Source organism: Stutzerimonas sp. (assembly GCF_982611455.1).
Window position 1 is genome coordinate 30,134 of sequence record NZ_CEXBBO010000027.1, and the last position, 11,514, is coordinate 41,647.

General features: G+C 59.0%; 14 protein-coding genes. 11 read left to right on the forward strand and 3 right to left on the reverse strand.

All coding sequences use genetic code 11. The annotated features are described in order from the left end of the window. The first annotated feature begins 520 nt into the window (after positions 1-520). The 6 genes from AC2LD7_RS15900 (at position 521) to AC2LD7_RS15925 (ending at position 6,275) form a co-directional block, all read left to right on the forward strand. Positions 521-1,345 (forward strand): NAD-dependent epimerase/dehydratase family protein, encoded by an 825-nt coding sequence (locus AC2LD7_RS15900; protein ID WP_484598699.1) that lies wholly within the window; start codon positions 521-523, stop codon positions 1,343-1,345. Positions 1,346-1,383: 38 nt separating this feature from the next. Then, positions 1,384-2,283, forward strand: a complete 900-nt coding sequence (locus AC2LD7_RS15905) for an SMP-30/gluconolactonase/LRE family protein (RefSeq protein ID WP_484598700.1) — start codon at positions 1,384-1,386, stop codon at positions 2,281-2,283. An 86-nt stretch (positions 2,284-2,369) separates the two neighbouring features. Next, entirely contained in the window at positions 2,370-3,344 is a 975-nt protein-coding gene (locus AC2LD7_RS15910; RefSeq protein WP_484598701.1) for a TRAP transporter substrate-binding protein, read from the forward strand. Positions 3,345-3,411: 67 nt separating this feature from the next. Continuing rightward, on the forward strand, positions 3,412-3,939 hold the full coding sequence (locus AC2LD7_RS15915; protein ID WP_484598702.1) for a TRAP transporter small permease: 528 nt from the start codon (positions 3,412-3,414) through the stop codon (positions 3,937-3,939). Beyond that, entirely contained in the window at positions 3,940-5,220 is a 1,281-nt protein-coding gene (locus tag AC2LD7_RS15920; RefSeq protein ID WP_484598703.1) for a TRAP transporter large permease, read from the forward strand. It abuts the gene before it with no gap. Positions 5,221-5,366: 146 nt separating this feature from the next. Next, on the forward strand, positions 5,367-6,275 hold the full coding sequence (locus AC2LD7_RS15925; protein ID WP_484598704.1) for an EamA family transporter: 909 nt from the start codon (positions 5,367-5,369) through the stop codon (positions 6,273-6,275). A 256-nt stretch (positions 6,276-6,531) separates the two neighbouring features. On the opposite strand, the gene AC2LD7_RS15930 is transcribed toward AC2LD7_RS15925, so the two are convergent. Next, positions 6,532-7,284, reverse strand: coding sequence for a FadR/GntR family transcriptional regulator (locus tag AC2LD7_RS15930; protein WP_484598705.1), 753 nt, complete (start codon positions 7,282-7,284; stop codon positions 6,532-6,534). Positions 7,285-7,454: 170 nt separating this feature from the next. On the opposite strand from AC2LD7_RS15930, the gene AC2LD7_RS15935 reads away from it, so the two are divergent. Further along, positions 7,455-7,700 carry a hypothetical protein gene (locus AC2LD7_RS15935; RefSeq protein WP_484598706.1) on the forward strand — a complete coding sequence of 82 codons (246 nt, stop codon included), beginning with the start codon at positions 7,455-7,457 and terminating at the stop codon, positions 7,698-7,700. A 462-nt stretch (positions 7,701-8,162) separates the two neighbouring features. On the opposite strand, the gene AC2LD7_RS15940 is transcribed toward AC2LD7_RS15935, so the two are convergent. Next, the gene (locus AC2LD7_RS15940; protein WP_484598707.1) at positions 8,163-8,444 is read right to left on the reverse strand and encodes a hypothetical protein; all 282 of its coding nucleotides are present in this window, start codon (positions 8,442-8,444) and stop codon (positions 8,163-8,165) included. Positions 8,445-8,856: 412 nt separating this feature from the next. Between AC2LD7_RS15940 and AC2LD7_RS15945 the strand changes: the two genes are divergently transcribed. The 3 genes from AC2LD7_RS15945 (at position 8,857) to AC2LD7_RS15955 (ending at position 10,838) form a co-directional block, all read left to right on the forward strand. Further along, positions 8,857-10,059, forward strand: coding sequence for a tyrosine-type recombinase/integrase (locus tag AC2LD7_RS15945; protein ID WP_484598708.1), 1,203 nt, complete (start codon positions 8,857-8,859; stop codon positions 10,057-10,059). A gap of 109 nt (positions 10,060-10,168) precedes the next feature. Then, entirely contained in the window at positions 10,169-10,552 is a 384-nt protein-coding gene (locus AC2LD7_RS15950) for a type II toxin-antitoxin system RelE/ParE family toxin (protein ID WP_484598709.1), read from the forward strand. Next, complete coding sequence (locus AC2LD7_RS15955; RefSeq protein WP_484598710.1) at positions 10,536-10,838, forward strand: helix-turn-helix domain-containing protein; 303 nt, start codon at positions 10,536-10,538, stop codon at positions 10,836-10,838. The genes AC2LD7_RS15950 and AC2LD7_RS15955 overlap by 17 nt, the downstream gene beginning before the upstream one ends. Positions 10,839-10,878: 40 nt before the next feature. On the opposite strand, the gene AC2LD7_RS15960 is transcribed toward AC2LD7_RS15955, so the two are convergent. Further along, complete coding sequence (locus tag AC2LD7_RS15960) at positions 10,879-11,064, reverse strand: hypothetical protein (RefSeq protein ID WP_484598711.1); 186 nt, start codon at positions 11,062-11,064, stop codon at positions 10,879-10,881. Between AC2LD7_RS15960 and AC2LD7_RS15965 the strand changes: the two genes are divergently transcribed. Further along, positions 11,051-11,290: a hypothetical protein gene (locus tag AC2LD7_RS15965; RefSeq protein WP_484598712.1), complete on the forward strand. Its 240-nt coding sequence runs from the start codon at positions 11,051-11,053 to the stop codon at positions 11,288-11,290. The genes AC2LD7_RS15960 and AC2LD7_RS15965 overlap by 14 nt on opposite strands. The last annotated feature ends 224 nt before the right edge of the window (positions 11,291-11,514 follow it).

An 11,514-nucleotide genomic window follows, 5' to 3' on the forward strand; every position in this document is an offset into this window, starting at 1 on the left:
AGTGACAGCCCGATTCAGCCTATGGTGACTGCATTCAAGCTCTGAAAAACATCAGGCACTGTCACGGACGATCAGCTCCTAGCCGGCATCCAGACGTCACGGATCCGTGCCACGCGGGTTCGCCGATAGCTTCGTGGCGGCAGGTCCCAGCCTTGGAGCCTGTGCGTATGGCACGCCTGGAAAACACCCTACGCGCAGAATGGTCATCATACAACCTCAGGCATATGATCCGTTACGCCGCCCCTTTTATGAGGCAAGAGTCCTACTCGACTTTAGTGGTATGTAATTGCCAGGCGCCGCCCGATAGCGTGACGCTTAGAAAGCGCCTCTGAAGCTTGCGGCTCCAGGCAGAATGCTAGATACAGAGGGGACACAAGGTTTCTCCACCCCTGGCAACCCTCCTGGGCAACAGCAAGAAGATCGCCGCGCGGGTTGACAAAGTTGAAGGGTGGCAGAAATAATCCACTCAAGTCATCCGACAACCGATGACATCAAAACAATAAGCGACGGGCAGACCACAATGACAAGCACGACGACCGCTCACACACCCTTCAATCGCCTCCTGCTGACAGGCGCCGCAGGAGGACTGGGCAAGGTATTACGTGAAACGCTTCGCCCCTATGCCAAGATCATTCGCCTCTCCGATATCGCCGCCATGGAACCTGCTGCTGGCGAATACGAAGAAGTAGTGCAGTGCAATCTTGCAGACAAAGCTGCTGTACATGCCCTCTGTGAAGGCGTCGATGCGATCGCGCACTTCGGCGGCGTATCAGTCGAGCGGCCTTTCGAAGAAATTCTCGAAGGCAATATCCGCGGCGTATTTCATATCTACGAAGCCGCACGCAAGCACGGCATCAAGCGCGTGATTTTTGCCAGCTCCAATCACGTCATCGGTTTCTACAAGCAGACCGAGACCATCGACGCCAGCGCCGAGCGCCGTCCGGATGGCTATTACGGCCTGTCAAAGTCCTACGGTGAAGACATGGCGAGCTTCTACTTCGATCGCTACGGCATCGAAACCGTGAGCATCCGCATCGGCTCCTCCTTCCCTGAGCCGCTCAACCGCCGAATGATGTTCACCTGGCTCAGCTATCGCGACCTGACCGACCTGATTGGCCGCTCGTTGTTCACCCCTGATGTCGGACATACCGTGGTGTACGGTGCTTCGGCGAACCGCGACGTTTGGTGGGACAACCACATGGCGGCGCGCCTGGGCTTCGAACCCAAGGATAGTTCCGAAGTGTTCCGCGACAAAGTCGAAGCCCAGCCGCCCTACTCCGCCAACGACCCAGCGGCGATTTACCAGGGCGGCGCCTTTGTCGAGGCAGGTCCCTTCGACGACTGATCTCCAGCCACGCCGCGAAGAACAACAAGAGAATCGCCATGGCAAACCAAGCAGAACTGATAGTCGATGCGCAGAACGCGACCGGGGAAAGCCCGGTCTGGGTTGCGCATGAGCAAGCGCTGTACTGGGTCGATATTCCCAACCGCCAACTGCTGCGCTGGCAGGCGTCGGATGCCAAGGTAACCCGCTGGACCGCCGAGCAGATGATCGCCTGCATCGCTCGCCGCGAGGGCGAAGACAATCGCTGGGTCGCAGGCATGGAAGACGGCATTTTCGATATCGTCCCGCAGGTCGACGGCACACTTAGCGCAACCCGCCTCGCCGACGTGCGGCATGACCACGGCAACATGCGTTTCAACGATGGCCGCTGCGACCGGCAGGGTCGCTTCTGGGCTGGAACCATGGTCATGGATATGGCCGCCGGCATCCCGGCTGGCGCGCTGTACCAGTTCGATGGTTCGGCCAGCGACGGTTCGCTCGGCGCGCAGCTAAATGACTTCATCGTGCCCAACGGGCTGGGCTTCAGCCCGGACGGCCGAACGATGTATCTCTCCGACTCGCATCCCAGCGTGCAATGCATCTGGGCATTTGATTACGACATCGACAGCGGCACCCCGAGCAATCGCCGGCTGTTCGTCGACATGAATCAATATGCCGGTCGCCCAGACGGTGCCGCAGTGGACGTCGACGGCTGCTATTGGATCTGCGGCAACGACGCCGGCCTGATCCACCGCTTCACGCCAGACGGCCGCCTTGACCGTTCGCTGCAAGTGCCGGTGAAGAAGCCAGCCATGTGCGCCTTTGGTGGCGCTGGCCTCGACACCCTGTTCGTCACATCCATTCGGCCAGGCGGCGATCTCTCCGATCAGCCGTTAGCGGGCGGTGTGTTCGCCCTGCGACCCGGTGTTGCCGGACTGGAGGAACCTCGCTTTCGCTGACGCTTCACCTGCCAAGGACAGGCTTGCATTTACCTGGCCTTGACGCTCCAACGCTGCACACCAACAACAACAAGATGGAGATACACATGAACTTCAAACGCAAATTGCTCATCGCGGCACTTCCCTTCGCTTTCTGCATGTCGAGCGCGGCGCACGCTGCCATGACGTTGAAGATTGCCGAGATCCACCCGGCCGGTTACCCGACCGTCGTGGCGCAGGAACACATGGGGCAGAAAATCGAAGAGGCCACCAACGGTGAGCTCAAGTTCCGCATGTTCTCGGGCGGCGTGCTTGGCTCCGAAAAAGAAGTCGTCGAGCAAGTACAGATCGGTGCGGTGCAGATGACGCGCGTCAGCCTGGGCACGCTCGGCCCGGTCGTTCCGGACGTGAACGCTTTCAATATGCCCTTCGTGTTCCGTGACCATGACCACATGCGTAAGGTCATCGACGGGGAGATCGGTCAGGAAATCCTCGACAAGATCACCAATTCCGAATTCAACATGGTCGGCCTGGCATGGATGGACGGCGGCGTGCGCAACCTCTATACCAAAGAGCCGGTGCACAATCTTGAAGACCTCAAGGGCATGAAAATTCGTGTGATGGGCAACCCGCTGTTCATCGACACCCTGAATGCCATGGGCGCACAGGGCGTGGCGATGAATACCGGCGAAATCTTCAGTGCGCTGCAGACCGGTGTGGTCGACGGTGCCGAGAACAACCCGCCAACCATGCTCGAGCACAACCACTTCCGCGCCGCCAAGAACTACTCGCTGACCGGGCACCTGATCCTGCCCGAGCCCATCGTGATCTCCAAGACGACCTGGAACAAGCTCACCCCTGAGCAGCAGGAGATCGTCAAGAAGTACGCCAAGGAAGCGCAGATGGAAGAGCGCAAGCTGTGGGACGAGAAGACCGCCAGCAGCGTAGCCAAGCTCAAGGCCGAAGGCGTCAACTTCATCGAAGTGGACAAAAAGCCCTTCTACGACGCTACCGCTCCGGTACGCGAGAAGTACGGCGCGCCTTACGCCGAACTGATCAAGCGTATCGAAGCCGTCCAGTAATTCGTTCTTTCTGAAAAACCTCGTGGCGGCGGGCCTACGTCCGTCGCCACGCTTGCGGTGAAGTCTGATGAAAAACACGCTGCTGCGCGTCAATGACGCGATCTACATGACCTGTGTTTGGGTCGCGGGAATGGCCATTGTGGTCATGTCCTTGATCATCCCTTGGGGGATATTCGCGCGCTACGTGCTTGGCACCGGAGCCGGATGGCCTGAGCCCGTTGCCATTTTGCTGATGGTGATTTTTACATTTATCGGTGCGGCGGCTAGCTATCGAGCCGGAGCACATATGGCGGTAGCTATGTTCGTCGACCGCTTACCTGAGCACATGCACCGTCACGTCGAGCTGCTTGTTCAAATCCTGATGGGCATTATCTGCCTGTTCATGGCTATCTGGGGCACCAAGCTGTGTATCGCGACCTGGAACCAGTTCATGAGCACCCTTCCTACGCTGCGCGTCGGCATTACCTATTCCCCCGTCCCGATCGGGGGTGCAATCACCTTCCTATTCGTCCTCGAGCGATTGATTTTCGGCGACCAGAGCCACAGACGTGCAGTTAATTATGAGCTGGTCGAAGACAGTAAGGAGGCGGTGTAAATGGATGCCCTGATTCTTCTCGGCAGCTTTGCCGTCCTGTTTCTTCTGCGCGTCCCGGTGGCCTACGCCCTTGGCCTCTCTGCCTTGATCGGTGCTTGGTGGATCGATATTCCATTCGACGCGATAATGATTCAAGTCGTCGGTGGTGTTAACAAATTCTCGCTGCTGGCGATCCCCTTCTTCGTGCTGGCCGGCGCCATCATGGCCGAAGGCGGCATGTCGCGGCGGCTGGTTGCCTTCGCCGCCGTGCTGGTCGGCTTCGTACGGGGTGGCCTGTCCCTGGTCAATATCATGGCCTCCACGTTCTTCGGCGCCATCTCCGGTTCGTCACTGGCGGACACCGCTTCGGTGGGTTCGGTGCTGATTCCGGAAATGGAGAAAAAAGGCTACCCGCGCGAGTTCTCCACGGCGGTTACGGTCAGCGGTTCGGTCCAGGCACTTCTGACGCCGCCCAGCCATAACTCGGTGCTGTATTCGCTGGCTGCAGGCGGCACTGTCTCTATTTCATCGCTATTCATTGCCGGCATCGGTCCGGGACTGCTGCTAAGCGCGGTGATGATGACCATGTGTTTGATCTTCGCTCGGGTGCGCAATTACCCCAAAGGCGAAGTCGTCCCGCTCAAGCAAGCGCTGAAGATCTGTGTTGAAGCACTCTGGGGCCTGATGACGATGGTCATCATTCTTGGCGGCATCCTCTCCGGCGTGTTCACCGCCACTGAGTCCGCCTCGATCGCCGTCGTCTGGGCGTTCTTCGTGACCATGTTCATCTACCGCGACTATAAGTGGCGCGAACTGCCCAAGTTGCTGCACCGCACAGTCCGCACGCTATCGGTGGTGATGATCCTGATCGCCTTCGCCGGGAGCTTCGGCTACATCATGACGCTGATGCAAATCCCGTCAAAGATCACCACGATGTTCCTCACGCTGTCGGACAACCGTTACGTGATCCTCATGTGCATCAACATGATGCTGCTGGTGTTGGGCACACTGATGGATATGGCGCCGCTGATTCTGATCCTGACGCCGATCCTGATGCCGGTAATTACAGGCATCGGTGTGGACCCCGTACACTTCGGCATGATCATGCTGGTCAACCTCGGAATTGGACTGATAACACCACCGGTAGGTGCGGTATTGTTCGTTGGTGCTGCGGTTGGCAAGGTGACCATCGAAAATACCGTCAAGGCGCTGCTGCCCTTCTACGGCGCTCTGTTCCTGGTTCTGATGGCCGTGACCTACATCCCTGCGATCTCGCTCTGGTTGCCAAGCATGGTGCTCTGACGGTCTCATCGCACGAACAAGGACGCCGCCCACCCGGGCGGCGTTTTTCTTTGCAAGCCCGCCAACCATAAACATTTAAAAGCCACTGGTGCCACGTAGGTACAGGCCGAACGGAACAGATTCCGCCCAGGACAGGATTGACCCCCATGCAAACTGCCGCTCCATTCCCACGCCATATCGCCGTACTGGTTTTGGCCACCCTGGCCTGCTCGTTCGCAGGCAACCATATCGCCGCCCGGATTGCCTTCGATCATGACACCGGCCTGCTGCTGGCCATGCTCTGCCGTGCCGGGGTGACCCTGCTGGCATTGGGCGCGCTGGTCTTCTGGCGGCGCGAATCCCTGCGCCTGAGCGGCGCCACCTGGCGCTGGCAGACCCTGCTCGGCCTGCTGATCGCGGTACAGAGCTTCTGCATCTATTCGGCCGTGGCGCGCATTCCCGTGGCGCTGGCTCTGCTGGTGGTGAATCTGTCGCCTATCATGCTGGCGCTGCTGACCTGGCTGCTAGGCGGCCCAAGGCCGACCCGCCAGGCGCTGGCGATCATGGGCATGATCCTGTTCGGCTTGGTGCTCGTGCTGGACGTCCCGGCACGCCTGATCAGCAGCGAGGCGCCGGATGGTCAGTGGGTCGCTGGCATCCTGTTCAGCCTGACCGCGGCCGTGGTATTCGCTATCGCACTGTGGGTTACCGAGCACAAGCTATCGAAGATGGCCGGTTCGGTGCGTAGCATGCTGACGCTGATCGTCGTATTCGGCACCTCCGCCCTGCTCGGCGCCAGTGACCTAATACCGGGTGGCCTGAGCCTGCCCAGCGCAAGCGCTGGCTGGATCGCCCTGGGATGCTTGGTATTGCTCTATGGGGCGGCTTTTTCAACGCTCTTCATCTGCATGCCGCGCCTGAATATCGCACGCAATGCGCCTGTAATGAACGTGGAGCCGGTCGCTGGCATGCTTTTGGGCTGGCTTGTGCTCGGCCAGCTGCTCGGGCCCTGGCAGGTCCTGGGCGGCCTGATCGTGGTCAGCGGTATCGTTCTGCTGGCTTACCGCAGGCATTGAGGCGAGAGGAACAAGCGGCTTGGCGCTCGGCCCGCTGAGAATAGCGGTCTTGGCGCAACGTCGACCTTGTCGTTTCAGCCAAGTCGCTACCACGACGGAACGCTTGAGCTGCCGGATGGGGTTAGGAAAGCGTTTGTTTGGCGTTCGAGGAGCAGTTAATTACCGACTTGGACACTTCCATGAGCCCGGCACAGCGCCGCTACCCCACGAGCCGCTCGCTGCAGTATGCGTCACAGTCATGAACCGGGGCAGATGTTCACTCGACCTTGTCAGTTTCAGCCTCTTCGTGCGCTTGGCGCAGCCGCTCGCGACTGTTGGTCAGATGCAACCGCATCGCGGCGCGGGCAGACTCCGCATCCTGGCGGGCAATGGCGTCGTAGATCTGCTCATGCTCACGACCGAGGCGCTGCTGATAATGAGGTTGATCATCATGGGCCAGGCGCGCCGAATTGAGCCGGCTACGCGGAATGATCGCTGTGCCCAGATGATTCATGATGTCAGTGAAATAGCGATTGCCGGTCGCCTCGGCGATCTGCAAATGGAACTGGAAATCAGACACCGCCGCCTCGCTGGAAAGCGCTGTGCTCTGTTGCAGCGAATCCAGAAAGGCTCGCATTGCCGCCAGTTGCTCGGCCGAACGACGCATCGCCGCTAATCCGGCCGACTCGACCTCAAGGCTGATACGCAATTCGAGTATCGACAACACGTCGCGCAGCGTACCAATGGTTGCCGGGTCGATGCGAAGGCCCGTAGTGCTGGGGGTATCGAGCACGAAAGTGCCGATACCATGGCGCGTTTCGACCAAACCTGACGCCTGCAGCCGTGAAATCGCTTCCCGCACAACCGTCCTGCTCACGCCTTGAGCCTGCATGATTGCCGACTCAGTAGGCAGCTTGTCGCCGCGCTTGATAACGCCGTCTCGTATCTGCTGAGACAGCTCTGTCACCAGCTCCTGGGCAAGGCTGCGGTGCTTTCGGCGGATACGAGGCTGGACGCTCTGGTTTTCCATGGGCAGATCGATCTCTATGAAGCGAAGTAACCCGTATCATAGCCCAGCGGTTGTACGATAACTATCCGCAGCCTTACAGATCGGCTGCTCGGCGACCTGGTGTCAGAAATCCGCATAGCTTCCGGATGCCTCCTATACTGGTGGAGCCACCTCATCGGGAGACCAATATCATGCGCCGCACATTGCTATTCATCGCAGCTATCGCCGTCAGTACGCCACTTTGGGCAATGCATTGCCCGCAGGATATGGCCAGGATCGACGAACAGCTGCAAGCCAACCCACCAAGCGATCCGGCAACTCTGACCAGAGTGAAAGAGCTCCGCGCAGAAGGCGAAAAGCTGCATAAGGCTGGCAATCACGAACAATCGCTTGAGGTTCTGGGTCAGGCACAAGAACTGCTCGACGCCGAGCAATAGACCTGTCGTTCCTGCCCGTCATCGAGCAACAGCCGTTACTCGGTGACGGGCAAAAAATAAGCTATCGCTACCTTGTTTCCGCGCAACGGACACGCAGTTCCTTGCGATCGAAATCTTCTTCGCTGCTCAGGATTTCGTAACCCTCTTGGCAGACTTCACGCGCTTGGGTCTCGCAGCCAGGCTGTCCAGCATCCTTCGTACACGCAAACACGTATTCATCGATTCCGTCTGCGAGCGGCACCGTTTCTATGCCGCTGCAACCGGTTAGAAACCACGTCAGTCCGGCGATAACGCTACATTTTACGAGTGGCAATCTGACTCGACGCATGTGAACGAGGCCCCCTGCAGCCTTGATTCTCGCAAACGCTGAAATGAGCTCGCGGCAACTATAGGTCCAGACACGCAGGACGGTGCCACATAAAGATCATGAGTTGATGCGTGTCGGGTTTAATGCGCCTGGCTCTACCGCGGGTTCGGTGCGTCGTCCATCTCGGCCTTGTCGACATCGATATCAGGCGTCTCACGCTCGGCTGGAGTGTCGTCAGCATTGGCCTGCGGCACCTCAAGCCCATCTCCCGGTAATTCGTCGACGCCCGGCTGATCATCTGGGTTCACGTCCGTGCGTCCCGGACTTAACGGCGGTGCAGAGCCCGGAATCAGTACGCCATCGTCATCACCGATGTCAGTGTTGCTGTTAGCGCGAGGTTCGCCCAACGGCTGCCGATCGTCGCTCTGGTCGTTCATCGTCCACCTCTTTCTGTTCGGTTGCCCTGTACTGATAAGAGGAGTGACGGGCCACTGCGTTCAGGTAGACGGGTTGCCATTGGTCATGTGGCAACCGAAGCGTTCAATTAACCCAGATACGAAAAAACCGGCTCGAAAGGCCGGTTTTCAAGGTGCAGCAAACAATGAACCAAGACACGTCCATGGTGCCCGGAGCGGGAATCGAACCCGCATACCCTTTCGGATGAGGGATTTTAAGCGACAGCATGCGTTCCGCACCGGGCATTCTCTCGGCTTGGATACAGCTTGCTGCAGCAGGTTTTCCGCAGAGCCCACGTTTTGGATCATATGCCGGTGCGCTACGCAAACCGCCCCGATCCTCTTTCGCCTGGCTCCTAGCAGGCCCCTGGGATTGGGCTTTCAGGAGCACATCATGGCGAAGATCAAGCTGACAAAAAGCGTTGTTGCCACGGCTCAAGCACGAACCTGCGACGTTGAGCTTCGGGACACGATCGTTCCGGGCTTCTTGTGCAAAGTTACACCAACCGGGCGAAAGGTGTTCATGCTTCAGTACCGCACGAACTCTGGCGTGCGCCGCAAGCCGGCACTCGGTCAGTTCGGCGAGCTGACCGTCGAACAGGCCCGGTCACTGGCGCAGGACTGGCTGGCCGAAGTCCGGCGCGGCGGCGATCCCGGACACGACAAGGCAGAGGCTCGCAGGGCGCCGACGGTTAAGGAACTCTGCAACCGATTCATGGAAGATCACTCCAAGGTGCGCAACAAGCCGAGCACGCAATATAGCTACCGGTACCATATCGACAGATACATCGTCCCAGCCTTCGGCAGCAAGAAGGCCCACGAGGTAACGCGCCACGACATCACGGCGTTGATGAAGTGCATGGAGAAATCCCCGACGCAGGCCAATCGGGTACTGGCCTGCGTGCGCAAAATGTTCAACTTGGCTGAGCTGTGGGGCTACCGCGCCGATGGCTCGAATCCATGCCGTCACGTATCCAAGTACCCGGAGAAAGGCTCGACCCGACTTATCACTGACGAACAAATGGTCAAGCTGTTTGCCTATCTGGACAAGGCGGAGGCCGAGGAGCTGGAACATCCGACCTACCTGCTGGCTATTCGCCTCCAGTTCGAATTCGCAGCCCGCATGTCAGAAGTTCTGTTGCTGCGATGGGACTGGCTCGACCTGCCCAACAGCCGGGTCGTCTGGCCGGATAGCAAGACCGGCGATATGTCCAAACCCTTGAGCATGGAAGCCCGCCGCCTACTGGAAAACGCGCCTCGCTACGGCAATTCGCCCTACGTCTGCCCTGCGACCCGTAACCGCGACAAACCGCTCAGCCCCCACGCCTATTACAACGCTTGGCGGCGCATCCTCGATCGCGCCGGTGTGCCGAGAGTGGGCACCCACGGCATCCGTCATCGCTCGGCCACCGACATCGCCAACTCCGGTATCTCGGTCAAGGTTGGCATGGCGCTGACTGCGCACAAAACCGTGGCAATGTTCATGCGCTACGTCCATACCGAAGACGACCCGGTGCGCAAGGCAGCCGAACTGGTGGCAAACCGACGCAAGACGGTTATCGGTGCTAGCCAAAACTCGAAAGAGGCAACCATATGATCAGTGACCTGTACCAAGCGGTGTCTCCGTCTCGCCGCCCTTCCCCATCCGCGCAGCGCGCCTACACTTGGAAAACTATACCCGTTACGGGTATAGTTTGGAGGTGGAGATGACCTGCATCTTCAAGCGAAAGGAATTTGCTCGGTGGCAGGCGGACGAGAAGCTACCCGACGCCGCCTTGTGCAAGGCTGTCAAGGAGATGGAAGGCGGCCTGATCGACGGGGACCTGGGCGGCCATCTCTATAAGAAACGGGTGGCGCGTCCAGGCGGCGGCAAGAGCGGCGGCTACCGCACCTTGCTGTCGGCCCGAGTCGGCAGCCGCTATGTGTTCCTGCATGGGTTTCCCAAGAGCGACAAGGCGAACATCACGCAGGACGAGAAGAAAGCGCTGCAATTCGCCGGCAAGGTGCTCTTGGAACTGTCCGCCGGAGCCTTGTCGAAGGCGTTGCAGTCAGGCGTGTTATTGGAGGTGCATTGTGAGCAAGATCATTGAATCCCTACGTGGCGACTTAGCTGCGCTCCACGAAGCGGGAGCAATCAGCAAGGTAACGATGCGCGAGTTCGACGCTATCTGCCCGCCACCGGTACGGGAGTTCAGCGCTGCCGACATCAAAGGCCTGCGCGAAGCCTTGAAGTTCAGCCAGCCGGTGTTCGCTCTTCATTTGCATACATCGGCCTCGACCGTACGCAAGTGGGAGCAAGGTGACACTCATCCCACCGGGCCGGCCCTCAAGCTGCTCAACGTCATCGCCGACAAGGGCTTGCAGGCGATCATCTGATGCTGACGAGGGAGACAGGCATTAGCGACGCGATTGCCCCTCAGCTCACAGCGTCTTGAAGCCACATGCCGTGCTCGCCGTTACCGAGCGCGGCCAGAGCGGCATGCAGATCGAGCGGCTGCTGCAAGAAATCGAGGTTACCAATACGTCCCCCGGCATGACCAAGTGGAAGCGATTGTTCAATGCGCTGCTCGGCGCACAGAACCGGCACCATGTCGGCAACCATCTCATCATTCATCAATCGCGCGATGAGCCCGGGGAACTACAGCCCGCAATCGTTCTCCTGGCGGCGCGACGAACTCAATGTGGTCCTTGCCTTCTCCGGTTTCTACGTGCGCGAAGACGGCATAGTCGGGCACGCCGAGAGGGCCACGACGCTCTATGCCACGCGCCCTGGCTGGACGACTCAAGGCCGGCCTTGGAAAGTCGGGCCGTGCACGGAGAAATGCTGAACTATTGCCGCGCCAAAACCCCCTCCATTAGCGCCAAAGCTCCCTATCGCGCTCCTCTCTGTTCGCAGGGGTCGTCGCAAAAGCTATTCAAGAGCACACAGACATATCTTCATCATCGACACGATGAGTAAACCAGGTCATCCACTCCAATATCATTTGGCTTAAAGGGAAGCTTGGCAAATAGCGAAGATGACTGAAGAATGGCCTCATCGATCACGGAAGGT